Genomic DNA, 24,338 nt, shown 5'->3' on the forward strand with positions numbered 1-24,338 from the left:
CGCACCCCACCCCCGGTTCGCGGAGGCCGCCCGGCATGGCGCAGGACATCATCCCGATCACGCTGGCGCTCACCGCCGGCGACCTGGTCACGCTGTGGGCACCGCGGTGGCGCCAGGACGGCGACGAGTGGGAGGCGTTCCTCGGCGACGACGAGGCGCTCTTCGCCTTCGCCGACGCCGCCGACCTCGCGGCCTGGGTGGCGGGCGCCGAGGAGTCCGGCCAGGAGCACGACCTCGCCGACCACCCCGCGTGGCCGGTCGTCGTGAAGCTCTCGGTGGACGAGCTGACCCCCGAGGACGTGCAGCGCTACGACGTCGTCGCCGTCCCCGAGCTCGCGGCGGGCGACCCCGACACCTGGACCCTCGACGACCTCGCCGAGGTCGCGGCCATGTGCCGCTCGCTCGCCGACGTCTGCGACCTCGCCGTCATCCACGAGGTGCTCGACGCGACCCCCGCCTTCGCCGCGCTCACCGCCGGGCCGACGGCCTTCGCCGGGCGCGACGGGCAGGCGCTGTGGGCCGAGCTCGCCGAGGTCGTCGACGAGCGGTGGGACGAGGTGGTCGACGCCCTCGACGGCATGGTCACCATCCCGGAGGTCGACGAGGAGCTCGCGGCGCGGCTGCGCGCCACGGCCACCCCGACCGCCGAGGAGTCCGGCGACCTCGATCCCGACGCGGAGGGAGAGCCCGCGGCGCCGGCGGAGAACGCCGAGGGCGACCCCGAGGACGCGCAGGACGTCGCCGACGACCCCCGCGACGCCGTCGACGACGCGCCCGACGATCTCCGCGAGGACACCCGGGGCGAGTCGCTGCGCAGCGACCTCGTCGACGCCGCCGAGGAGCCCGAGGAGGGCTTCTGGGAGGAGGTCGGCATCGACCCGATCGGCATCACCACCACCGACGGCGACGTGATCACGCTGCGCTGCTACCTCGACGACGCCCCGGTCTTCCTCGGCTCCGGGGGGCGCATCGAGACGTTCACCTCGGCCCGCGCGCTGCGCTCCTGGATCGCGGGCGAGGGGTCCGACGGCCACGACCTCGCCGACGTGACCACCTGGGAGGAGGTCGTGTCCGCCGCGACCGGCGGCGACCTCGAGATCGAGGTGGCCCCGGAGAACCGCTACGTGCTCGCGGGGCTCGCCGACGACATCGGCGAGGGGCCCGACGTCGTCGACGCCGAGCAGCTGGAGCTCGCGGTCGAGCTGATGATCGACGCCGCGGACTGGGCCGGCGAGACCCGCACCCGCGAGGCGCTGGCGCCGTCGGAGAGCCTCGGCTGGCTCGTCTCGTTCGTCGTGCGGCCCGACCCGACGCGCCTGACGCCCTCGCCCCCTTTCGACCGCGAGGCCACCGCGTGGCGGGCACTCGAGGACCGTTTCCTGGGGCGGCTGCGGCAGCACTGAACGCCAGGCCACGCATGGTGCCCGTGTGGTGGACACCCGGACGCCCGGCCATCACCCGGATGGGCTGGGCCCGCGGGGGGTGTTTACGCTTCGGCGCTGCCGAGACCGGCCGTCCCCGGGGCCGGAACCGTCGCAGAGAGATGGGCGCCGCGTGATCGACAACAGCCAGACCATGTCCTTCGACCGCATGCGCAGCATGCTGGTGCGGGCGGCGGAGGTCCGGGACAGCGAGCAGCAGCAGATCTTCGACTCGCTCGACGAGATCCACGGTCGCCTGGCGGCGCTCGACAGCCTCGGCGCGATGCGCAAGCGGCTCTCCGAGGTGCCCGACCGCACCGAGATGAGCGTGCTGGCCGAGCGCCTCGACGAGACCGTCGCGAAGCTCGACAGCCAGGAGTCCTCGATCTCCTCGCTCGCGCGGCTCGTCGAGGGCCTCGTCGACCGCGTCGCCGAGCGCCTGGCCACCCCGTTCGCCCAGCTCGACGGCCGCCTCGACGGCGTCTCCGGGCGCTTCGAGGGCGTGGCGGGCCGGATGGACGGTCTCGAGGACCGCATCTCCGGGCTGCACAAGCGCCTCGACGACCTCGACAACAAGCTCGACCGCCACGAGATGCGCCTCGACGGGCTCCCCTCGGCGGTCACCGGCCCGATGCGCGAGCGCGTCGACGCCGTCGACTCCTCCCTGCGCGACCGCCTCGACGACCTCGCCCGCGGCGTCTCCGAGGAGATCACCGGCACCCGCGAGGCCGCCCGCAGCGACGCCACCACCACCCGCTCCGAGACCGCCGAGCAGGTCGGCGAGCTGACCTCCCGGCTCGAGTCCCTCACCGGCCGCCTCGACCAGGTCGGCAGCCGCCTCGACGGCGTCGAGACGGGGCTGAACGACCGCGTCGGCGCCCTGTCCACCTCCGTGGAGAACGGGCTCGACCGCCTCGACGGCACCCTGGTCAGCCGGCCCGACCACGAGGCCGTCGTGGCGCTGGTCCGCCAGGCCAACGAGGAGTCCGAGCGCCGCAACGCCGGCCACCTCGACGAGGCGATGGCGACCTTCGCCGAGATCATCCTCGGCCCGGGCGGCGGGAACTCCGCCCCGATGCCCGCTCCCCGCCCGACCGCCCGCCGCGGCTCGCGCAAGCCCGTCTCGCGTGACAGCCAGGTCAACGGCGCGGAACTGCCGACGGAGAGCTCCGGCGCCGAGGGCTGAGCGCGCCGGGTCGTCAGCGAAGTGCCGTCGCAGACGCTGAGCGTCCGTATCGGTACTTCGATCACCCGGAGAGCTCCGGCGCCGAGGTGAGCGCCACGCCCTCGCGGGAGCGAAGGCCGCCCTGACTGCGCACGACGCAGCGAGGGACGCCTTCGCTCCGTCGCCGGTCCACGGGCCCGGTGGAGCGAGGGACGCCCCGACGGCGTGCCACGCAGCGAAGGACGCCTTCGCTCCCCGGCCGGTGCACCCGAGCGGGCGGCACGGCGGTCGGGAACGGCGCGCGGTGCGGCGTCTAGTGTCGCGCCGGTGCGTTCCCGACGTCGGCTCGCGACGGTGACGGTGCTCCTGGCACTGCTGCTGTGCGCCCTCCCCGGATTTGCGGCCACGGCTGCCGCCGCGCCCGCTCTCCCCGCCGGCGCGGAGTGCCCCGACGGGACCGCGCCCGGCCCGCCGGTCGACGAGTCCGAGGCCCTGCGGCCCGGGCAGACCGAGCCCCCGGCGCTCCCGGTGCCCGACCCGCCCGTCGGCGGGCCCGCGATGGGCACCTGCGGCGACGTCGTCGGCGAGGGCACCCCGGCGGCACCGGCGGTCGGGGTCGTCTCCTACGTGCTCGCGGACCTCGACACCGGCGCCGTCATCGCCGCCCGCAACCCCCACGCCCGGCTGCGCCCGGCGTCGCTGATGAAGACGCTGACCGGGCTGCTCGTGGCTCGCAGGCTCCCGATGGACGAGACGATCACCGGGACGCAGGAGGACGCCGACCAGGAGGGCACGCGGGTCGGCATCGGGCCGGGCGGGCAGTACACGATCCGCCAGGTGTTCGATTCCATGCTCATGGCGTCGGGCAACGACGCGGCGCACGCGCTGGCGGTCCGGCTCACGGGCAGCGTGCCCGCGACGGTCGACCTCATGAACACCACGGCGCACGACCTCGGGGCGCTCGACACCCGCGCCGCGACGCCCTCGGGGCTCGACGGGCCGGGCATGTCGACGTCGGCCTACGACCTCGCGTCGATCTTCCGCGTCGCGATGCGGGAGCAGGCGTTCGCCCAGGCGACGTCGACCACGCGCATCCCGTTCCCCGGCTACGGCGCGAACCCGCCCTTCGAGGTCGTCAACGACAACAAGCTGCTGACCAGCGGCTACCAGGGCTACATCGGCGGGAAGACGGGCTTCACCGACGACGCGCGGCACACGTTCATCGGGGCCGCGCAGCGGGGCGGGCACCGGCTGGTGGCCGTCCTCATGCGCGGCGAGCAACGCCCGACGCCGATGTACGAGCAGGCGGCCGCGCTGCTCGACTACGGGTTCGCCCTCACCGACCGCCGGCCCGCCGGCACGCTCACCGACGCGCCGGCCGGCGGCGACGACGCCCAGGTCAGCGTCACCCCGGAGCCCGGCACCGGCGACAGCAGCGACGGCGGGCCGGCGTCCTCGTCCGGCGCGACGTCCTCGTCCTGGGGCACCCCGCTGCTGATCGTGGCCATCGTCGCGGCCGCCGGCGGACTCGTCGCCCTGCGCGCGGCCCGGCGCTGATCGTCCCGGGGGCGCAGGATTGCCCCATGCCCGAACCCCTCGGCGAGGCGTTCACCCGGATCGCGGCCGAGCACCCCGACCGACCCGCGGTCACCGACGACGAGGCGGCACGCAGCGAAGCGGAGCTGCCGCGCCGGAGGCGTGATACAGCCCGCTGGACCTTCGCCGAGCTCGAGGCGCACGCCAACCGGTGGGCGCACGAGCTGGCCGCCCTCGGCACCGGTCCCGGCGACATGGTCTCGATCGCGTTCCCGAACGTCGCCGAGCACTACGCGCTGACGATCGCGGCGTGGAAGCTCGGCGCGGTGCCGCAGCCGGTGTCGCACCGGCTCGCGCCCGCCGAGCTCGCGGCCGTGCTCGACGTGGTGCGCCCACCGGTGGTCGCGGGGCTCGCGCCCGGCACCGACCCGGACCTGGCCCCGTCGGGGACGACCGTCCTGCCGCTCGGGCACCGGCCCGCCGGCCCGGACACCCCGCCGCCGCCCGCCCCGCCGTCACCGGCGTGGAAGGCGCCGACGTCCGGCGGCTCGACGGGCCGTCCCAAGGTCATTGTCGCCGGCGAGCCGGGCACGCTCGAGACCGTCGTCGCCCGCGCGCCCGTCTACGACATCCGCCCGGACGGGACGTTCCTGTGCACGGCGCCGCTGTTCCACAACGCGCCGTACCTGTTCTCGCTGCTCGGGCTCATGACCGGCAACCACGTCGTGCTCATGGGCCGGTTCGACGCCGCCCGGGCCGTGGCGCTCGCGCGGGAGCACGCCGCGACCTGGATCTACGCCGTGCCGACGATGATGGGGCGGATGGTGCGGCTGCCCGACCTGCCGGACCTGCCCGCCCTGCACACGCTGTTCCACATCGGCGCGCCGTGCCCGCCCGCGGTGAAGCGCGCGGTCATCGAGTGGCTCGGCCCGGACCGGGTGCTCGAGGGCTACGCCGCCACCGAGGCCCAGGCCCGCACGACGATCACCGGCCGCGAGTGGCTCGCCCACCCCGGCTCCGTCGGCCGCGTGACCGGCGGCGAGATCGAGGCGCGGACGCCCGACGGGACGCGGCGCTGCGAGGTCGGCGAGGTGGGCGAGCTCTGGCTGCGCCCCGCTCCGGGCGTCACCACCTACCGCTACCTCGGCGCGGACGCCCGCCGCCGCCCCGGCGGCTGGGAGTCCCTCGGCGACATGGGCAGCTTCGACGCCGAGGGCTACCTCTACCTCGCCGACCGGGCGACGGACATGATCGTCGTCGGCGGCCAGAACGTGTACCCGGCCGAGATCGAGGCGGCGATCCTCGAGCACCCGGCGGTCGTCTCGGCCGTCGTCGTCCCGGCGCCCGACGACGACCTCGGCTCCGTGCCCCACGCCGTGATCCAGGTCGACGGCGACGTCACCGACGCCGACCTGGACGCCCACATCGCCGCGCGGCTCTCCTCGGCCAAGCGGCCACGGGCGTGGCGACGCTCGGCCGAGGCGCTGCGCGACGACGCGGGCAAGGTCCGGCGCTCGGCGTACCGCTGACCGGTCAGCGGTACTGCAGGGACCCGTCGTCCAGGTCGGCGGCGGGCAGGGTGTGGCGCTCCTCGGCGTACTCGTGCATGTGCGTCCACGGCGCATGGTCGCCCTGCTTGAACATCTTGTGCTGGCTGCGCATGACGTAGCCGGAGTTGAAGTTCTCCGGGTCCGACCACGGGCGGATCTCCATGTCCGCGTCCTCGGCCCGCAGGGTCGGGGTGACCTGGTGCGCCCCCTGGCTCTCCATCGTCGTGATCAGGCGGCAGATCAGGTCGCTGACGAGGTCGGCCCGCAGCGTCCAGCTGTGCCGGAAGTAGCCGAAGACGTAGGCCATGTTCGGGATGCCCGAGATCATGATCCCGCGCCAGGTCACCTGCTGCGAGACGTCCACGGGCGCGCCGTCGACGGTGAACGGGATGTCGCCGAGGGCGCTGAGGTTGAACCCGGTGGCCGAGACGACGATGTCGGCCTCGAGCTCCTCGCCCGACGACGTGCGGATGCCGGTCTCGGTGAAGGTGTCGATGGTGTCGGTGACCACCGACGCCCGACCCTCGGAGATCGCGGTGAAGATGTCGCCGTCGGGCACCACCGCGATGCGCTGCTGCCAGGGGCGGTACCCCGGGTTGAAGTCCTTCTCGACGTCGTAGCCCTCGGGCAGGTAGGGCCGCATCTCGTCGAGGAGCCAGGTCCGCGCCTCGTCCGGGGTCTCCTGGCACATCCGGGTCAGCTCGTTGAACTGCTCGATGTACGCCCGGCGGAGGATCTCGTGGGTCCAGTCCTCGGGGATGTCGAGGGCGCGCAGCTGGACCGCGAGCTCGTGGGTCTTCGGCACCGCCGCGACGAACGTGGGCGTGCGCTGCAGCATCGTCACGTGCGCGGCCTTCTCGGCCATCGCCGGGACGACGGTCGCCGCCGTCGCCCCGCTGCCGATGACGACGACGCGCTTGCCCTCCCAGTCGAGGTCCTCGGGCCACGTCTGGGGGTGGGCGATGACCCCGCGGAACCGGTCCGTCCCCGGCCACTCGGGGCGGTAGGGGTCCTGGTGGTTGTAGTAGCCCTGGCACATCCACAGGAAGCCGCAGGTCATCTGCAGCGTCTCGTCGGTGTCGTCGCGGTGCACGTCGACGGTCCAGCGCTGCTCGTCCGACGACCAGCTCGCGGCCGTCACCTCGTGCCGGTAGCGGATCGCCGCCTTGAGGTCGTCCTCCTCGATCACCTCGTCGAGGTAGTTGGTGATCTCTCCGGAGGTGGCGATCGACGGGCCGCGCCACGGCTTGTGGGCGTAGCCGTACGTGAACAGGTCCGAGTCCGACCGGGCGCCCGGGAAGCGGTGGGTCCACCACGTCCCGCCGCGGCCGGGCATCTTCTCGAGGATCGCGAAGCTCTTGTCGGGGAAGCGCTCGCGCATGTGGTGTCCGGCGTCGATGCCGGACACGCCGGCGCCGATGACGAGGACGTCGACGTGCTCGTTGCCGTCGGCGCCGCCGCTCCCGTCGGCGCTGGTCGTGGGGCTGCTCTCGGTGATCGTCACGGGTCCTCCTCCGTCACGCGGACACGGTCGGGCTCAGGGCGGGGCGCATCGCCGCGACGGCGTCGTCGACGACCCGGGCGCCCGACGGCGTGGCACCGAGCGTCCAGAGGAAGCCGTGGATCATGCCGTCGTAGCGCTCGGCGGTGACGCTGTTGCCGGCCTCGCGCAGGCGGCGGGCGTAGGCCTCGCCCTCGTCGCGCAGCGGGTCGAACTCGGCGGAGGCGACGAACGCCGGGGGCAGCCCGGAGAGGTCCGGGGCGCGCAGCGGGAACGCGTACGGGTCGTCGGCCGGGTCGGTCGCGCCCAGGTAGTGCGCCCAGAACCACTGCATGGTGGCGCGCCCGAGCAGGTAGCCCTCGCCGTTCTCGGTGATGGACGGGCTGGTCCAGTCGAAGTCGACGACCGGGTAGATCAGCAGCTGGAACGCGATCGCCGGGCCCCCGCGGTCGCGGGCGGCGAGGCTGACCGCGGCGGCGAGGTGGCCCCCGGCCGAGTCGCCGCCGACCGCGAGGCGGGAGGCGTCGACCCCGAGCTCCTCGGCGTGCTCGGCGACCCAGACCGTGGCGGCGTAGCAGTCGTCGAAGGCCGCGGGCTGGACGTGCTCCGGCGCGAGGCGGTAGTCGACGTTGACCACGGTGACGTTCGCGGCGTTCGCGATCTGGCGGCAGGGCCGGTCCACGGTCTCGATGTCGCCGATCACCCAGCCGCCGCCGTGGAAGTAGAGCAGCACGCCGTGGGGCAGGTCGCCGGCCGGCGTGTAGATCCGCACCGGGATGTCGCCGGCCGGCCCCGGGATCGCGCGGTCCTTGACGTCGGCGACGTCCTCGGCCGGGGGCTGCAGGTCGATGAACGCCGCGCAGGCCTGGCGGGCCTGGGGCACGGTCATGCACTCGATCGGCGGCATGCCCGCCTCGACGAGCCCGTCGAGGAGGGTCTTGGCCTCGGGGTGGAGGGGCACCGGTGGCTCCTGTCGGTCGGCGACATGTATCCATCGCAGCGTGACCCCGGCCACACGGTCGGCGCTTGTGCGACGGGGACGAACGACCGCCGCCGACTTGTGCGGGCCTCTGCCGTGTGGACCTCCGCGCGCCGCCGGTCGGTCGCGAACGCTGGTCGCGGTCCGCCCTGACCGTTACCGTCGGACGACGGCCGTCGAGGGCCGCGGGCGCTCGGGTGGTGGTCGAGGGTGGTGGTCGTCCAGCCCTCCCCGTTGCCGACCGGCCCCCCGGACGTCGTCGCCGAGGTCGCGGACGCCCTGACGCCGCGGCGCACCGAGGTCAGCGCCTCGATCACCGACGTGCTCGCCACCCGCATCGACGAGCTCCGGGGCGACCCCGCGCTGCTCGACCTGCTCGCCGCGAGCGTCGAGGGCAACGTCGAGACGATCCTGCACGTCCTGCGTCGCGGCCTCGCCCCGCGCGACGTGGAACCACCCCCGGCGGCGATCGAGTACGCGCGGCGGCTCGCCCAGCGCGACGTGCCTGTCAACGCCCTCGTGCGCGCCTACCGCGTGGGCCAGTCGCACCTCATGGAGTGGGCGTTCGCCGAGGCCACCCGCCGGCCGGGCGACGCGGCCGTCGCGGCGTCCCAGAAGATCGTGCTGGTCGTCATGGACTACGTCGACCACGTCACCCAGCACGTCGTGGCCGCGTACGAGGACGAGCGCGACCGCTGGCGGCAGGGTCGCCACGCGCTGCGGCTGGCGCGGGTGCGCGACGTCCTCGCCGGGCGCACGCCCACCGACCCCGACGAGCGCCTGGCCGTCGAGTCCACGCTCGCCTACCGGTTCGCGCCGGTGCACCTGGCGCTGGTGGTGTGGGTCGACGACCCCACCGAGCCCGGGATCCCCGCGCTCGAGCGGGTGGCGCTGGACCTCGGCGCCGCCCTCGACGCCGTCGGCCGCCCCCTGGTCGTGCCGTGGGACGCGGGCAGCGCGTGGGTCTGGGTGACGCGGCGCGACGACGACGACCCCTCCGGCGAGACGTTGACGCGGGCCGTGACCCGCCACGGCGCGGGGTGGCACGTCGCGGTCGGCTCGCCCGCCGCCGGCCTCGACGGGTTCCGGACGAGCCACGACCAGGCCCGGCGGGCCCGGGAGGTCGCCCTGGCGTCGGGGGCCGGCGCGCCGCCGGCGATCCTGTTCGACGAGGTGGGGGCGGTGGCGCTGCTGTGCGCCGACCGCGACGGCGCGCGGGCCTGGGTGCGTCGCGTCCTGGGGCCGCTCGCCGAGCCGGACCCCGCCGTCGCGCGCCTGCGCGAGACGCTGCGGGTGTTCCTCGCGACCGGCGGCAGCCTCGCCACCACGGCGCGACGGCTGCAGGTGCACCGCAACACGGTGAAGTACCGGGTGGGGCGCGCCGACGAGGTGCGCGGGCGCCCCGTCGGCGGCACCGACACCGACCGCCTCGACGTCGAGCTCGCCCTCCTGGCCTGCGCCTGGCTGGGCTGACCGGCTCCTGCGCCATTGCGTCGGAAACTGCTCACATGGGGTCAGCTCTCCTTGCTGCGCCGGCGCCCCATCCCGAGGCCCAACACGCCGAGGATCGCGCCCGCGCCGAGGAGCCCGGCGGCGGCGCGCGGGCCGGGGGTGCGCCCGACCGTCACCGCGGGCCGCACGATCACCGGCGCCGGCTCGGGCAGCTCCTCGCGCTCGTTCTCCTTCAGCGTCGCCGCCCAGGCGGTGACGAACAGGATGAAGCGCGAGACGAAGTTGGCGAACACGAGCAGACCGATGATCGGCCCGAACGCGGCCCCGGCGGGCGAGCTGGTGACGCTGCCGATGTAGACGGTCATGATCTGCTGGAGGATCACGAACCCGACCGCGGCGAGCAGCGCCGCCCGGGCCGCCGAGCGCAGCGTCACCGGCTCCCGGGGCAGGCGGGCGATGACCCAGAGGAAGACCAGCCAGTTCGCGGCGATCGTGATGACGATGCCGGCGACGACGAACAGGACGTGCGCCCAGCCCGCGTCGCCGAGCCCCAGGAAGTCGAGGATGGTGTTCGACAGCCCGGTGGCGACCGCGGTGACGGCGAACGACAGGCCGAAGGCCAGTCCGAGCCCGACCATCGCGATGAGGTCGCTGCCGTACTTCCTGACGATCGACGGGGGCTCACCGCGCTGGTCCCACTGCTCGGAGAGCGCCTCGCGCAGGTTGCCCATCCACCCGAGCCCGGAGAACAGGGCACCGAGCAGACCGATGATCCCGACGGCGTTGCGCTGGGCGATCGCCTGGTCGATGACGGAGTTGAGCAGGTCGCCCAGCCCGGGAGGGACGGCGGCCGTGATGCTGTTCTGGATCTCGGTGAGCAGCGCCTGGTTGTTCGCGAGCACGAACGCCGCCGCGGCGAACGCGACCATCATGAGCGGGACGAGCGCGAGGATCGAGAAGAAGGTGATCGCGGCGGCGTAGTGGTCGCCGTGCTTCTCGGTGTACCGGGTCGCGGCCCGCACGAGGTGGTCGAGCCACGGGTACTTCGCGCGCAGCTTCTCCAGCTGCGTCGGCTGGTCGGCTCCGGAGCCGTCCGTGTCGGCGGTAGTGCTGGCGGCGCTGGTCATCGCTGCGCTGTCCTCTCGCGGTCCCCGACTGGCCGCGGACCGGGAACGGCCCGCGCGTGGGTCCTAGCTACCCCGCGTGGCTCCGCATCACGCGCCGTTCACGGGCGCTGTCAACCGCCGTCGAGCGCTCGGGCCGCGCCGTACGGACGCGGGTCGAACGTCCCGTTGCGCGCCCGGAACGAGCGCGCCGTGCCGGGCCACAGCAGCGTGAGCCGGCCGCTGGCCTCGTCGACGTACCAGCTGTCGCACCCGCCGCGCAGCCACACGGTGTCCGCGCTCATGGCGTCGATCTCGCGGGTGTAGGCCTCCTCGGCCTCCGCGGTGACCTCCAGCGGGATCCCGGGACGGTCGGCGAGGTGGTCGAGGGCGCCGAGGACGTGGTCGATCTGCGTCTCGATCATGTAGACGGCCGAGTTGTGCCCGAGGCTCGCGTTCGGTCCGTTGACCACGAACATGTTGGGGAAGCCGTGCACCGCGGTCGAGGCGTGCGCGGTCATCCCGTCGGCCCAGCGCTCGGCGAGCAGGCCCACCCGGCCCTCGATGCGCTGGGCGAAGGGCAGCCGCGTGGTCCAGAAGCCGGTCGCGAGGACGAGCGCGTCGAGCGGGTGGTGGGCGCCGGACGCCGCGATCGCCGTCGACTTCTCGACCCGCGCCAGCGCGCTCGGCTCGAGGGTCACGTCGTCGCGCCCGAGCGCCGGGTAGAGGTCGTCGGAGATGACGATGCGCTTGCAGCCGATCTCGTAGTCCGGGCGCAGGCGGGCGCGCAGGTCGGGCTCGGGCACCTGGGCGGCGAGGTGGCCCAGCGCCCGCTCGCGCAGGCGGTCGATGTCGGGGCGCACGCGCCGGCGCGCGGCGATGGCGTGCTCGGCCTCGTCGAACAGCTCCTCGCGCAGGGCCCGCTCGGCGGCGGGGTCGAGGGCGAAGGCACGGCGCTCGTGGTCGGAGTACGCGCGGTCGCCGCGTGGCACCACCCACGGCGGCGTGCGCTGGAAGACGACGAGGTGGCTCGCGGCGCCGGCGAGGGCGGGCACGATCTGCGCGGCCGACGCCCCGGTGCCGACGACCCCGACGCGGCGCCCGGCGAGCTCGGCGGCGCCGTCCCAGCGCGCGGAGTGGAAGACCGGGCCCTCGAAGTCGGACAGCCCCGGGAGCTCGGGGATGCGGGGCTCGGAGAGCCGCCCAGCGGCCACGACGAGGACCTTCGCCCGGTAGGTGCCGGCCGACGTCGCGACCCGCCACCGCGTGCCGTCCCACCGGGCGTGCTGCATCTCGGTGCCCAGGCGCAGGTGAGGGTCGAGGCCCTCGTCGCGGGCGCACTCGCGCAGGTACTCGTGGATCTCCGGCCCGGGTGCGAACACCCGCGACCAGTCGGGCTTGGGGCGGAACGAGTACGAGTACAGGTGCGAGGGGACGTCGCAGGCCACCCCGGGGTAGCGGTTGTCGCGCCACGTGCCGCCGACGCCGTGCGCGCGCTCGAGGAGCACGAACGACTCGCGGCGCCGCCGGGCCAGCCGGACACCGAGACCGATGCCCGCGAACCCGGCGCCGACCACCGCGACGTCGACGTCGACGTGATCAGGCACGACCCGAACCTACGCCGGGGACGTCGGGCTGTCAGAGCACGGCGATCACGCCGAGCGCGAGCCAGAGGCGCGCCCGCCCGGCCTCGCCGTCGATCCGGGCCCCGGCGTCGGAGCGTCGTCCCGCTCGTCGCGGGTGCCTTCGGCGTGTGCGCACTTCCGAGTGCCCGGCACTCCGAAGTGCTCACATGCCGGAGGCACCGCGCAGGACGGCCATCCGGTCGGGGGGCGGATCGCCGTACACGGTGGTGCGCTGGCGGGGCGTGCGGCCGAGGTCGGCGGCGAGCGCCTCGACCTCGCCGAGCGTGAGCTGACGGCCCGCCTCCGCCCCGGCGGCCGGGTCGATCGCGCCGTCGAGGAGCAGCCCGCCCGCGTCGTCGGCACCCCCGCGCAGGACCGCGGTGGTCAGCGCGGGCCCGAGCTTGGGCCACGCCGCCTGGACGTGGTCGATGCGCCCGAACAGCATCAGCCGCGCGACGGCGTACAGCGCTCGCGTCTCCCGCGCGTCGGGCACCGTTCCGGTGCGAGCAATGCGGCTTTCCTGGCGTGTGACGCCAGGATCGCCACATGCTCGCTCGGCGACACGCCGCAGCTCGGGCGGCAGCGCCTCGGGCATCAGCGGCATCGGGATGAACTCGGTGAACCCACCGGTCCGGTCCTGGATCGCGGCGAGCGCGCGCAGGTGCGCGACCTGCTCGGCCGGGGTCTCGACGTGCCCGTAGACCATTGTCGCGGTCGAGCGCAGGCCCACCTCGTGGGCGGTGGTGACGAGCTCGGTCCAGCGGGCGGCGGGGATGTCGGTGCCGCCGGTGAGCAGGGCGCGGATGCCGTCGTCGAGGATGCGGGCGGCCGTGCCGGGGACCGACCCCAGCCCGGCCTCGCGGGCGGCGACGAGGAACTCGCGGGCGCTCAGCCCCAGGCGCGCGGCGGCGTCGGCGACCTCGGCGGGGCGGAACGCGTGCAGGTGGAGCGGCACGCGCCCGGTGATGAGCGCGACGAGGTCGAGCGGGGCGCGGTCGTCGACGTCGGGCGGCAGCGGGCCCTGCACGCAGATCTCGGTGGCGCCGAGGGCCCAGGCCTCGTCGACGAGCTCCGCGGCGTGGGCGGGGTCCCGGACGACGGCGGTGTCGAGGTTGCGGTTCGCGACGAAGGTCAGCTCGTCGCCGACGGCCTCGCGGCGCACCTCGTCGGCGAGCTCGGCGAGGGCCTCGAGCTCCTCGCCGTCCGCGGCGAGCAGCGCGACGTAGTCGTCGTCGGGCAGCCCCGCGGGGTCGGACTCGGCGCGCGCGAGCGGGTTCCGGCCGCTCACCGCGCCGCGGCCGGCTGCCGCGGCCGGGCGAGCCCCTGCTCGTCGGCCAGGGCGATGACGGGGTCGACGAGGTCGGGGTGCAGCCACCGGTTCGGGTCGCGGACGTAGCGCGGGTAGATCGTCAGCCGCGGCGTGAGCGCGAATCCGGCCGCGGCAGTGACGTCCCGCAGCGCGTCCAGCCCGGGCCACGGGCGTTCGGGGTTGACGTGGTCGGGGGTCACGGGCGAGACCCCGCCCCAGTCGTCGATCCCGGCCCGCAGCAGCAGGGCCTGGTCGTCGGCGGCGGACTGGCTGTCGTCGAGGTCGCCGGCGAGGTTCGGCGGCGCCTGGACGCTGACGCCGAGCGGCATGATCAGCCGGGCGACGGCCACGGCCGCGACGAACGCGTCGAACTCGGCGTCGGGCTCGCCGCGCATGGCGGTGTCGGGCTTGGCGCGGAAGTTCTGGACGATGACCTCCTGCAGGTGCCCGCCCCGCTGCGCCGACTCCGCGAGCACGAGCAGCGACTGCGCCCGCTCGGCCCGGTGCTCACCGATGCCGACGAGGATCCCGGAGGTGAAGGGCACCCGTGCGCTCCCGGCGTCGTCGACGACCCGGCGACGCAGGGCGGGCTCCTTGTCCGGCGACCCGAAGTGCGCGCCGCCCGGGCGAGACCACAGCCGCGTGGCCGTCGTCTCCAGCATCATCCCCATCGACGGCGAGACGGACCGGAGCCGCTGGAGCTCGACGAGGTCCATGACGCCGGGGTTGAGGTGCGGGAGCAGGCCGGTCTCGTGGAGCACCGCTTCGGCCGAGTCGTGCACGTGGTCGAGCGTGGTGCCGAGGCCCCGCGCGCCGAGCCAGTCGCGGGCCGCGGACCAGCGCTCCTCGGGGCGGTCGCCGAGGGTGAAGAGCACCTCGGTGCACCCCTGCTCCGCCCCGGCGCGCGCGATGTCGAGGACCTCGTCGCGCTCGAGGTACGCGGCCGGCAGGCGGCCCGGCACCGTCGCGAACGTGCAGTAGTGGCACCGGTCGCGGCACAGGCGCGTGAGCGGGACGAAGACCTTGGGGCTGTAGGTCACGACGCCGGCGCGACCCTCGGTGGCGAGGTGCTCGTCGCGCCGCTGCGCCGCGAGCGCGAGGAGCGCGCCGAGGTCGTCGCCGCGCGCGGCGAGCAGCGTCGTGGCGTCGGCGAGGACGTCGGCACTCCGCGGGTCCCCGGAGAGCAGCGCCGTCCGTCCTAGCGCCGCGCGCACCTCCGCCCGCGTCGGCTGCACCGGCTCCGGGAGCTCGGCCAGCGCCGGCGGCGGGACCGCGGGATCGGGGAGATCGGCGGGAACGACCACGCGCCCGAACCTACGCGCCGCCCGGGCCCGCCGCCCGTGTCGTCGTCGCCCGCCGCTCTCCCTCGGGGTCGGCGTGTTCGAGCGATGCGGCTTTCCTGGCGTCTGACGCCAGGATCGCCACATCCTCGCGAGGACGACGCGCCGAGCCGTGTCAGCCTGGCGTCCACGCTGACGCTCACCGTCAGGAAAGCACCCACGATCACGGAGCGGGCCGGACGCACCTGGTCCAGGGTGTGCGGCGTGGAGGCCCGGAGCCGCGCCCTCGCCGCGCTGTGCGTCACCGAGATCGTGAGCTGGGGCGTCCTCTACTACGCGTTCCCGGTCCTGGTGACGTCCATCAGCGCCGACACCGGGTGGTCGGTCGGCGCGGCCACCGGAGCGTTCTCGGTCGGCGCGCTCGTCTCGGCCGGCGCCGGGATCGCCGTCGGCCGACTCATCGACCGGCGCGGGCCGCGGCTGGTGATGACCACCGGGTCCGTCGTCGGCGTCCTCGCCGTCCTGGCGATCGCCGCCGCGCCGAACCTGCCGCTGTTCTACGCGGCGTGGGCGCTGGCGGGACTCGGGCAGTCGGCGACGCTGTACCCGCCGGCGTTCGCGGCGCTGACCGGCTGGTACGGCGACCAGCGCGTGCGAGCGCTGACGACCCTGACGCTCGTCGCCGGGTTCGCGAGCACGGTGTTCGCGCCGCTGACCGCCGCCCTGGTCGGTCCTCTGGGCTGGCGCGGGACGTTCGGGGTCCTCGCCGTCGTGCTCGCGCTCGTCACGGTGCCGCTGCACGCCCTCGCGCTCACCCCGCGGTGGCGCCCTGCCGAGAACGTCGACCGCGAGTCGGCCGACCGTGAGCACGCGTCCGAGGTGCTGCGCAGTCCCCGTTTCGTGGTGGTCGCGGCCGTGATGACGCTCAGCGCCTTCGCGCTCTACGGCGCGACCATCAACCTGGTGCCGCTGCTCGAGGGCCGCGGGCTCGACCTCCGCCTCGCCGCCCTGGCGCTCGGGCTCACCGGGGCCGGGCAGGTGCTCGGGCGCCTGACGTTCGTCCCGCTGGTGCGGCGGTCGACGCCGCGGACCCGCCTGGTGGCGGTCCTGGTGCTCGGTGCCGCCGGCGTCATCGCGCTGGCCCTGGTCCCCGGCCCGGCGCCGCTGCTCATCGCGCTCGCGGTCGTCGCGGGCGCCGGGCGCGGACTGCACACGCTCCTGCAGGCCTCGACCGTCTCCGACCGCTGGGGGACCCGCGCGTTCGGGCGGATCAACGGCGTCTTCTCCGCCCCGGTGACCCTCGCCGTCGCCCTGGCACCGGCCGGCGGCGTCGCCGTGGCGGCGGTGCTCGGCGGCTTCCCGGCCGCGTTCCTCGTGCTGGGGCTGGCGACGCTCGTCGCGGCCGGCGTCGGGCTCGTCAGCTGATCTGCAGGAACGACATCGGACGCCCGTCCCGGGCCCGGTCGCCGGTGCCGGACGTGACGACGAGGGTGACGTCGACGGGTCCGACCGGGCGGCCGCGCCGGCTGTAGACGAGGCACGTCGTGCTCGGCGACGCCTCGGACACCCCGCCCCGGCACCGGGCGGTCGGGGTCTCGACCGGCCCGTACCCGAACCCCCCGCCCGCCGCGTCGGCCCGGCGCAGGGACCGGCAGATCGGGTCGGTGCCGCCCGCGCACCTCATGGTCAGCTGCGTGGCGACCTCGCGGTCGAGCTCCGTCGCGGTGTAGGCCCGGACCACGCCGCCGCCGGAGGGTCCGTGGCTGCCCAGCACGACCGCGACGATCACCACGAACACCGCCACGAGCGGCAGCCCGACCAGGAGGACCACGAGACGTCCCATCGAGGGCGGGCCGGTCTCGGCACGAACGGTCGTCACGGCCGACAGTGTCACGTTCCGTCACCGCTGTCGGAAAGATGCTCACTCCGACGGCCTAGGACCCGAGCGGGTGGATTTCCTGACGTTGAGTGTCAGCGTGGCCGCCAGGCCGACACGCCGACGGCGTGTCGGCGCACCGAGGATGTGGCGATCCTGGCCTCACACGCCAGGAAAGCCGCATTGCTCGAACACCCCGGGCCTCAGTCGCCGTCGCTGATCTCGGGTGCGCCGAACGCCGCCCACAGCCGGTCGCGGGTCATCGGGAGGCGGTAGGGGCGGACGCCGGTGGCGTCGCGGATCGCGTTGGCCAGGGCCGGGGCGACGGGGTTGTAGGGCGACTCGCTCATCGACTTCGCCCCGAACGGGCCGTGGGGGTCCGACGTGTCCGCGAAGAACACCTCGGTGCGCGGCACGTCGGCGTACTGCGGCAGGTGGTAGTCGCGCAGGACGCGGGTGACGACGCGGCCGGCGTCGTCGAGCCGGATCTCCTCGTAGAGCGCCGTGCCGATCGCCTGCGCGACGCCGCCCTCGACCTGCGCCCGGCACTGCTGCGGGTTGACGACGACGCCGGCGTCGGCGGCCTGCACCGAGCGCAGGATGCGCACCTCGCCCGAGCGGACGTCCACCGCGACGCGCACCGCGTGCACGTTGAACGCCACCGACCGCGGGGTGCCGTCGTGGCGCCCGACCGACGGCTCGCCGCCGACCAGCACCGCGAGCTCCCCCAGGTCCACGCGGAGACCCGCCGCCGTCACCCCCTCCGCCCCGAGCCGGCACTCACCCACGTCCGCCCCGAGCCGCGCGGCCGCCGCCCGCAGCACCCGCGAAGCGAGACCGGCCGCCGCCCGCGCCACCGCCGTCCCGGCGACGACGGTGCCCGTCGACCCGAACGCCCCGGTGTCGACGCCGACCGCGTCGGTGTCGCCGGCGACCGCCCGCACCTGGTCCAGGCGGCACCCCAAGGTCGTCGCCGCGATCTGGGCGTGGGTGGTCGCGCTGCCGTTGCCGAACTCCGCGGTGCCCGTGCGCAGCCGGTACGTCCCGTCGGGCGCGAGCGCCAGCGAGGCCTCGGCGTGGTGCCCCCGCGGCGGGATCGTCGCGATCATGGTCGCGGCCGTCCCCGTCCCCACCCGCCAGTGCTCCCCCGGCGGCGGCGCGTCCCCGTCACGCGCGACCGCGGCCTGCGCGAGGTCGAGGCACTCGATCAGGCCGTCGGACCCGAACTCCAGGTCGTCGGGGTGCTCCCCCGGGTCGTGCGACGCGACGAACGGCTCGCCCGGCCGCACGACGCAACGGCGGCGCAGCTCGAACGGGTCGAGACCCAGCTCGCGGGCGAGGTCGTCGAGCGCCGACTCGATCGCGAACTGCACCTGGCCCAGCCCGTACCCGCGGAACGCCCCGGACGGCGGGGTGGTGGTGTAGACGGCCTCGGCGTCGACGCGCTTGTTCGCGCACCGGTAGAGCGCCATCGACTCGTGGCAGCCGTGGAACATCACGCCCGGCGAGTGGTTGCCGTAGGCGCCCGCGTCGGACAGGACGTCGATCGCCAGCGCCGTCAACGAGCCGTCGGGGCGCGCCGCCGCCGTCACCGCGACGCGCATCGGGTGCCGGGTCGGCGTCGCGGTCAGCGACTCGGTGCGGGTGAGCTCCCACTGCACCGGCCGCCCGGTGCGCAGGACGGCGAGCCCGACCAGGTCCTCGGTGAGCATCTCCTGCTTCGAGCCGAACCCGCCGCCGACCCGGCCGGTGCTCACCCGGACCCGCTCGCGGGGCAGGTCCAGCAGCCGGGCCAGCTCGTCGCGCACCAGGAACGGCACCTGGCTCGACGTGCGCACGACCAGCCGCCCGGACGCGTCGAGCTCGCCCCGCGACCCGTGGGTCTCCAGCGACGTGGGGGCCACCCGCCCGGTGTGCCAGGTGCCGGAGACGACGGCGCCGCCGGCCGCCCGCGCCTCCACCGCGCCCGCGACGACGTCGCCCACCCCGTCGTGCAGCGCGGCGACGACGTTGTGCGCCGCGTCCGCGATCCGGCTCTCCGGCCCCTTGTCCCCGTGGATCGGCGCCGAGGTCCGGGCCGCCTCGGCGTCCAGCACGGGCGTCAGGACCTCGTAGCGCACCTCCAGGGCGCGCACGCCCTCCTCGGCCGCCGCGAGGGTCTCCCCGATGACGGCCGCGACCCGCTGACCGTGGAAGCGCACGACGGTGTCGAGCATGCGGGTGTCGTCGGGGTCGTCGAGCCGGTCGTCGTGGCGCGCGGTCGAGTACAGGACGTCCGGGACGTCGGCGGCCGTCAGGACGGCGAGGACGCCGGGGACGGCGCGGGCCGCCTCCGTGTCGACCGCCAGGACCCGCGCGTGCGCGTGCGGGCTGCGCAGCACCGCGAGGTGCGCGAGGTCCGGCGGGGCCGCGACGTCGAAGGTGTACCGCGCGGAGCCGGTGACGACGTCCTCGGTCGCCGGCGCCCGCACCGACTCGCCGACACGGCCGTCGGGCTTGGTCGTGGTCGCGGCGTCGAGGGCGCTGTCGATCGCGCGGTAGCCCGTGCAGCGGCAGAGGTTGCCCTGCAGGCCGCGCCGCCGGTCCGCGCCCGGCGCGAGCGTCGCGGCCGTGACGATCATGCCCGGCGTGCAGAAGCCGCACTGGAAGCCGGCGGCCTCGGCGAACGCGCGCGCCACGGGGTGCGGCTGGTCCGGGGTGCCGAGCCCCGCGACGGTCGTGACGGCCGCGTCCGCGGCGCGCACGGCCGGGTAGAGGCACGAGTGCACCGGGGTGCCGTCGACGAGCACCGAGCACGCGCCGCAGTCACCGGCGTCGCAGCCCTTCTTGACCTCGACGTGCCCGGTCTCGCGCAGCAGCGTGCGCAGGCACTGCCCGGGACGCGGGGCGGCGTCGACCGGCTCGCCGTTGACCTTCACGTGAGCTCCTCGACGATCTCCCGCGCGAGGCGCCGGGTCATCGCGCGCCGCCAGGCCGGGGTGCCGTGCGGGTCGTCGAACCAGGGCCCGTCCGCCTCGAGCCCGAGCACGGCGGCGTCGAGCTCGGCGGTGTCCGGGGCGGCCGGGAACCGCAGCACCGCGGGGCGGGCGCGGGCGGCGGTGACGGCGAGGGTGACCGCGCCGTCACCGTCGATCCGTCCCCCGAGCAGCGCCGCCGAGCGCCCGAGCGGCGCGAGGGAGGCCTTGCGCAGGGCGGTGCGGGACCGCAGCGCCGACGACGGCAGCTCCACCGCCCGCAGCACGTCGCCCGCGGCGAGGAGGGTCCGCCGGTCGCCGACGACCAGGTCGGCGACGGGCAGCCGGGTCTCCCCGCCCGTGGCGGGCCAGACGACGGCGGTCGCGTCGAGGGTGACCGCGAGCGTGGTCATCGGGCCCGCGGGCAGCGCGAGGGCGATGTTGCCGCCGACCGTGGCCACGTTCCACACCTTGTGCGAGCCGACCAGCGCCTCGGCGCACCCCTGCACGAGCGGGTGCGGGAGCTGCTCCACCAGCTGCGCGATCGTGGCCGTCGCGGCGACCGTGACTCCCGCGGGCGTCGTGCTCACCGCCGGCCAGGGCAGCGTCGTGAGGTCGACCAGCGTGCGCAGGTGGGGCTGCGGCACGGAGAAGAGCCAGGTCCCGCCGGCGAGCAGGGCGTCGGTGGGCGACGCGGCCGGCATCGCCGCGGCGCGGGCCCGCAGCGCCGCGTCGTCGGCGGGGCGCTCGAGGGCCTCGACGGTGAGGAGGTCCATGTCGTGACTCAGTAGGCCACGCGGTCGGACTTCGCCAGCCAGGCCTCGAAAGGATGGGCCCGCGTCGGCAGGTCGAGGGTCTCGACGGGTGTCGCCCACGTGGCGCGGTCGCGGGCGAACAGCTCGTAGAACTCACGGTCGTCGAACCCGCCGCGCGCCGCGTCGTGGCGGTCGGCGGCGTAGACGACCCGGTCGACGCGCGCCCACAGCGCGGCGGACACGCACAGCGGGCACGGCTCGCACGACGCGTAGAGCGTGGCGCCCGCGAGGGAGAAGTCGCCGCGGACCCGGCACGCGTCGCGGATCGCGACGACCTCCGCGTGCGCGGTCGGGTCGAGGTCGCGGGTGACGCGGTTCTGCCCGCGGGCGAGCACGACCCCGTCGGCGACGACGACCGCGCCGAACGGCCCGCCGCCCTCGGCGACGTTCGTCGACGCGAGGTCGACCGCGTGGGACAGCCAGGTGGCGTCGTCGCTCATGGGCACGCCTCTCGGTGGTGATCGGGAGCGGTGACGGTCGGCGTGCGCTGGCGACCGGTACCGAACGTAGCCGCCCGCGGCCCCGCCGCGCGCCCGGTTCGTCGTGTTCCTGCGCGCGTGCCCGTCCGCGTCAAGCAGGCGGCACCACGCGGTTGCGTGGGTGTCACGCCGTCGGGTCACGGTCGGGGGCGATCGACAGCGATCGATTCCGCCCCCGCGACCGGGAGGGTGACCGTGAGCACGACCGAAGCGCCGTCCGAGAAGACCGTCCACCCCGTCGACGAGGTGCTGCCCCTGCCGCGCCTGCTCGTCCTGGGCCTGCAGCACCTGTTCATCATGTACGCGGGCGCCATCGCGGTGCCGCTGATCGTCGGCCCGGCGGTCGGGCTCGACGAGTCCGACATCGCGATCCTCGTCAGCGCCGACCTGCTGGTCTGCGGGATCGCCTCGATCATCCAGTCGGTCGGGATCAGCCGGATCCTCGGCGTGCGGCTGCCGGTGGTCGCCGGCGCGACGTTCACCGTGCTCAACCCGATGATCATCATCGCCAACGCGTACGGCGGGCGGGACGGCCTGCCCTACGTCTACGGCGCGATGATCATCTCGGGCATCTTCGCGCTGCTCATCGCCAAGCCGTTCTCGATGATCATCCGGTTCTTCCCGCCGCTGGTCACGGGCACCGTCATCGCGATGATCGGCCTGTCGCTGATCGGGGCCAACATCGGGCTGATCGCGGGCGACACGACGTCGACGTTCACCGCCGAGATCCCCGTGCTGAACGCGCAGGGCCAGCCGTTCCTGGACGCCGACGGCGAGGTCGCGATGATGACCAACCCGGACTCCGGGCAGGTCTCGCACATCGTGCTGGCCGCGGTGGTCGTGCTGCTCATCGTCGTGATCGCGCGCTTCTTCCGCGGCTTCATCGGGCAGACCTCGGTGCTGCTCGCGATCATCATCGGCACGGTCGTCGCGATCCCGATGGGCCTCGTGGACTTCTCCGACGTCGCGACCAGCGGCTGGTTCGGCATCGCTGCCCCGTTCCACTTCGGGCCCCCGAAGTTCGCGGCGGCGGCGATCATCTCGATGTGCATCGTCATGCTCGTGACCTATGTCGAGTCGACCGCGGACATGCTCGCGGTCGGCGAGATGGTCGGACGTGACCTCAGCCCGAACGACCTGGCCCGCGGTCTCGCCGTCGACGGGCTCTCGGCGTTCCTCGCGGGGTTCATGAACTCGTTCCCCGACACCGCCTACGCCGAGAACGTCGGCCTGATCTCGATGACGAACGTGCGCAGCCGCTGGGTGGTCACCGTGTGCGGGATCGGGCTGGTGGTCCTGGGGCTCGTGCCGAAGGTCGGCGCGGTCGTCGCGGCCCTCCCCGGTCCGGTGGTCGGCGGCGCGGCGACGGTGATGTTCGCGATGGTCACCGCGGTCGGCATCCAGACGCTGCACAAGGTGCGCTTCGGCGGGCCGGACAACCACAACCTGCTGATCATCGCGGTGTCGTTCTCGATCGGCCTGATCCCGACGATCCAGCCGGACTTCTACCAGCACTTCCCCGCGGACTTCCAGGTGATCTTCGGATCGAGCATCACCTCGACGGTCATCGTCGTCTTCCTGCTGAACCTGCTGTTCAACCACTGGCTCCCGCACCTGCCGCGCCGCCAGGGCGCGCTGGAGACGGCCGTCGAGCACGGCGCGGTGACCGGCGCCGGCACGGGCGACCGCTCCGACCCCGACTGAGGTCCGGGGTGTTCGAGCAATGCGGCTTTCCTGGCACGTGACGCCAGGATCGCCACATGCTCGCCTGCCCGACACGCCGGGCTCAGGAGCGCGCCTGCATCCGCGTCGCCGCGGCGTGGTGCCGGCGGAGGATCTCCTCGGTGTCCGCGTGCACGAGTGCGCCGTCGCGCACCACCGCCCGCCCGGCCACGACCGTGTGCCGGGCGGCCGTGGGCCCGCAGCGCAGCCAGGCGGCGACGGGGTCGGCGAGCGCGCCGGAGAACGCGACGCCGGTCTGCGGCCACACGGCGAGGTCGGCCGCCGCCCCGGGCACCAGCGCGCCGATCTCCCCGTCGCGGCCGAGGCACCGGGCGCCGTCGCGGGTGGCCATCGTCAGTACCTGGCGCGCCGACATCCCCGTCGGCCCGCCGCGGACCCGGCCGAGCATCAGCGCGTGCCGCGACTCGACCCACAGCGAGGCCATGTCGTTCGACGCCGAACCGTCAACGCCGAGCCCGACCGGGCTGCCGGCCGCGCGGAGGTCGGTCACCGGGCAGATCCGCGCGTTGCCGAGCACGGAGTTCGACGACGGGCAGTGGGCGACGCCGACCCCGGCGGCGCCGAGCCGGGCGATCTCGGCGTCGTCGGGGAAGACGCAGTGCGCGACCCACGACCGGTCGGTGAGCCAGCCGACCTCGTCGAACTGGTCGATCGGGCGGCGGCCGAAGGTCTCGAGGCAGTAGGTGTCCTCGTCGGCGTCCTCGGCGAGGTGGGTGTGCAGGCGGACGTCGAGGCGCTCGGCGAGCTCGGCCGTCGCCGCCATCAGTTCCGGGGTGACGCTGAACGGCGAGCACGGCGCCAGGGCCACCCGGACCATCGCCTCTGGCGACGGGTCGTGGAAGGCGGCGACGAGGCGTTCGGAGTCGGCGAGCACCGCGTCGTCGTCCTGCACCACCGAGTCCGGGGGCAGCCCGCCGTCCTTCACCGAGCGGGTCATCGAGCCGCGCGTCGGGTGGAAGCGCAGCCCGACCTCCCCGGCGGCCCGGATCTCCGCCGCCCACAGGTCGCCGGCGCCACGCGGGGCGACGTAGAGGTGGTCGGTGGACGTCGTGCACCCCGAGAGCGCGAGCTCGGCGAGCCCGACCCGCGCGGCGAGGTACGCCGCCTCCTCGTCGAGCCCCGCCCAGACCGGGTAGAGGCCGGTGAGCCACTCGAAGAGCGTCCCGTCGGTGACCAGGCACCGGGTGAGGTTCTGGTAGAGGTGGTGATGGGTGTTGACCAACCCCGGCGTCACGAGGCAGCCGGACGCGTCGAGGACGTCGGCGGCGGCGGGCTCGGGTCCGGTGCCGACCTCGGCGACCACGCCGTCGCGCACGGCCACCCAGGCCCCGGCGAGCTCGGTGCCGGCGTCGTCGCACGTCGCGACGAGCGTCGCGCCCCGGACGAGCAGGTCGACGGGCTGTGCAGCGGTCATGATCGGACGCTAGTGCGTTGACCATGAACGTTGACCGGTTTCGCGACACGCCGTCGTAGGTTCACCGCTGCTGCGCTGGAGCAAGATCTCATTGTCGGTGTCGGCCGCAGGTCGGGACCGGGAGTGGGAGCGCGAT

Annotated in this window: 18 protein-coding genes; 7 read left to right on the top strand and 11 right to left on the bottom strand. The window is 74.8% G+C overall.

All coding sequences use genetic code 11. From position 1 onward, the window contains the following. Window positions 1-35 precede the first annotated feature (35 nt). The 4 genes from QSK03_RS23640 (at window position 36) to QSK03_RS23655 (ending at window position 5,651) form a co-directional block, all read left to right on the top strand. On the top strand, window positions 36-1,403 hold the full coding sequence (locus QSK03_RS23640) for a SatS C-terminal domain-containing protein (protein WP_285657337.1): 1,368 nt from the start codon (window positions 36-38) through the stop codon (window positions 1,401-1,403). 151 nt (window positions 1,404-1,554) lie between these two features. Next, on the top strand, window positions 1,555-2,607 hold the full coding sequence (locus tag QSK03_RS23645) for a PA containing protein (RefSeq protein ID WP_285657339.1): 1,053 nt from the start codon (window positions 1,555-1,557) through the stop codon (window positions 2,605-2,607). A 306-nt stretch (window positions 2,608-2,913) separates the two neighbouring features. Beyond that, on the top strand, window positions 2,914-4,143 hold the full coding sequence (locus tag QSK03_RS23650; protein ID WP_285657342.1) for a D-alanyl-D-alanine carboxypeptidase family protein: 1,230 nt from the start codon (window positions 2,914-2,916) through the stop codon (window positions 4,141-4,143). Between the two features lie 26 nt (window positions 4,144-4,169). After that, window positions 4,170-5,651 carry an AMP-binding protein gene (locus QSK03_RS23655; protein WP_285657345.1) on the top strand — a complete coding sequence of 494 codons (1,482 nt, stop codon included), beginning with the start codon at window positions 4,170-4,172 and terminating at the stop codon, window positions 5,649-5,651. A 4-nt stretch (window positions 5,652-5,655) separates the two neighbouring features. On the opposite strand, the gene QSK03_RS23660 is transcribed toward QSK03_RS23655, so the two are convergent. Next, on the bottom strand, window positions 5,656-7,176 hold the full coding sequence (locus tag QSK03_RS23660) for a flavin-containing monooxygenase (RefSeq protein ID WP_285657347.1): 1,521 nt from the start codon (window positions 7,174-7,176) through the stop codon (window positions 5,656-5,658). Window positions 7,177-7,189: 13 nt separating this feature from the next. After that, window positions 7,190-8,134 carry a LipP1 family hormone-sensitive lipase gene (gene lipP1, locus QSK03_RS23665; protein WP_285657349.1) on the bottom strand — a complete coding sequence of 315 codons (945 nt, stop codon included), beginning with the start codon at window positions 8,132-8,134 and terminating at the stop codon, window positions 7,190-7,192. Between the two features lie 228 nt (window positions 8,135-8,362). On the opposite strand from lipP1, the gene QSK03_RS23670 reads away from it, so the two are divergent. Beyond that, a complete protein-coding gene (locus QSK03_RS23670; RefSeq protein WP_285657351.1) occupies window positions 8,363-9,625 on the top strand; it encodes a PucR family transcriptional regulator in 1,263 nt (420 codons plus the stop codon). A 41-nt stretch (window positions 9,626-9,666) separates the two neighbouring features. Here the strand turns inward: QSK03_RS23670 and yhjD are convergent, their stop codons facing one another. The 4 genes from yhjD to cofG form a co-directional block, all read right to left on the bottom strand. Next, on the bottom strand, window positions 9,667-10,731 hold the full coding sequence (yhjD, locus tag QSK03_RS23675) for an inner membrane protein YhjD (RefSeq protein WP_285657353.1): 1,065 nt from the start codon (window positions 10,729-10,731) through the stop codon (window positions 9,667-9,669). A gap of 110 nt (window positions 10,732-10,841) precedes the next feature. Beyond that, on the bottom strand, window positions 10,842-12,314 hold the full coding sequence (locus tag QSK03_RS23680) for a flavin-containing monooxygenase (RefSeq protein ID WP_285657355.1): 1,473 nt from the start codon (window positions 12,312-12,314) through the stop codon (window positions 10,842-10,844). Window positions 12,315-12,495: 181 nt separating this feature from the next. Next, window positions 12,496-13,620 carry an FO synthase gene (locus tag QSK03_RS33200; RefSeq protein ID WP_352232030.1) on the bottom strand — a complete coding sequence of 375 codons (1,125 nt, stop codon included), beginning with the start codon at window positions 13,618-13,620 and terminating at the stop codon, window positions 12,496-12,498. Continuing rightward, window positions 13,617-14,945 (bottom strand): 7,8-didemethyl-8-hydroxy-5-deazariboflavin synthase CofG, encoded by a 1,329-nt coding sequence (gene cofG, locus QSK03_RS33205; protein ID WP_352232031.1) that lies wholly within the window; start codon window positions 14,943-14,945, stop codon window positions 13,617-13,619. Before cofG ends, QSK03_RS33200 begins: the two co-directional genes overlap by 4 nt. A 240-nt stretch (window positions 14,946-15,185) precedes the next feature. Here cofG and QSK03_RS23690 point away from each other — a divergent pair, with 240 nt between their 5' ends. Then, window positions 15,186-16,346 carry an MFS transporter gene (locus tag QSK03_RS23690; protein ID WP_285657356.1) on the top strand — a complete coding sequence of 387 codons (1,161 nt, stop codon included), beginning with the start codon at window positions 15,186-15,188 and terminating at the stop codon, window positions 16,344-16,346. Here the strand turns inward: QSK03_RS23690 and QSK03_RS23695 are convergent. The 4 genes from QSK03_RS23695 to QSK03_RS23710 all read right to left on the bottom strand — a co-directional run bounded on the left by QSK03_RS23695 (window position 16,339) and on the right by QSK03_RS23710 (window position 21,006). Beyond that, window positions 16,339-16,800, bottom strand: a complete 462-nt coding sequence (locus tag QSK03_RS23695) for a hypothetical protein (RefSeq protein ID WP_285657357.1) — start codon at window positions 16,798-16,800, stop codon at window positions 16,339-16,341. The two genes, QSK03_RS23690 and QSK03_RS23695, sit on opposite strands and share 8 nt — an antisense overlap. 200 nt (window positions 16,801-17,000) lie before the next feature. Next, the gene (locus tag QSK03_RS23700) at window positions 17,001-19,715 is read right to left on the bottom strand and encodes a molybdopterin-dependent oxidoreductase (RefSeq protein ID WP_285657359.1); all 2,715 of its coding nucleotides are present in this window, start codon (window positions 19,713-19,715) and stop codon (window positions 17,001-17,003) included. After that, a complete protein-coding gene (locus QSK03_RS23705) occupies window positions 19,712-20,527 on the bottom strand; it encodes an FAD binding domain-containing protein (RefSeq protein ID WP_285657361.1) in 816 nt (271 codons plus the stop codon). Before QSK03_RS23705 ends, QSK03_RS23700 begins: the two co-directional genes overlap by 4 nt. Before the next feature lie 8 nt (window positions 20,528-20,535). Continuing rightward, a complete protein-coding gene (locus tag QSK03_RS23710) occupies window positions 20,536-21,006 on the bottom strand; it encodes a nucleoside deaminase (RefSeq protein ID WP_285657363.1) in 471 nt (156 codons plus the stop codon). Window positions 21,007-21,240: 234 nt separating this feature from the next. Between QSK03_RS23710 and QSK03_RS23715 the strand changes: the two genes are divergently transcribed. Further along, complete coding sequence (locus QSK03_RS23715; protein WP_285657366.1) at window positions 21,241-22,749, top strand: nucleobase:cation symporter-2 family protein; 1,509 nt, start codon at window positions 21,241-21,243, stop codon at window positions 22,747-22,749. 82 nt (window positions 22,750-22,831) lie between these two features. Here QSK03_RS23715 and QSK03_RS23720 read toward each other — a convergent pair whose 3' ends face one another. Next, the gene (locus tag QSK03_RS23720) at window positions 22,832-24,202 is read right to left on the bottom strand and encodes an 8-oxoguanine deaminase (RefSeq protein ID WP_285657368.1); all 1,371 of its coding nucleotides are present in this window, start codon (window positions 24,200-24,202) and stop codon (window positions 22,832-22,834) included. Window positions 24,203-24,338 lie beyond the last annotated feature (136 nt).

Origin of the sequence: Actinomycetospora sp. NBRC 106375, assembly GCF_030269665.1 — a bacterium.
Taxonomy (GTDB): Bacteria; Actinomycetota; Actinomycetes; order Mycobacteriales; family Pseudonocardiaceae; genus Actinomycetospora.

Coding starts and splice junctions, on each gene's coding strand:
- QSK03_RS23640 (WP_285657337.1), top strand. CDS start 36: ATGGCGCAGGACATCATCCCGATCACGCTGGCGCTCACCGCCGGCGAC.
- QSK03_RS23655 (WP_285657345.1), top strand. CDS start 4,170: ATGCCCGAACCCCTCGGCGAGGCGTTCACCCGGATCGCGGCCGAGCAC.
- yhjD (WP_285657353.1), bottom strand. CDS start 10,731: ATGACCAGCGCCGCCAGCACTACCGCCGACACGGACGGCTCCGGAGCC.
- QSK03_RS23705 (WP_285657361.1), bottom strand. CDS start 20,527: ATGGACCTCCTCACCGTCGAGGCCCTCGAGCGCCCCGCCGACGACGCG.
- QSK03_RS23710 (WP_285657363.1), bottom strand. CDS start 21,006: ATGAGCGACGACGCCACCTGGCTGTCCCACGCGGTCGACCTCGCGTCG.
- QSK03_RS23720 (WP_285657368.1), bottom strand. CDS start 24,202: ATGACCGCTGCACAGCCCGTCGACCTGCTCGTCCGGGGCGCGACGCTC.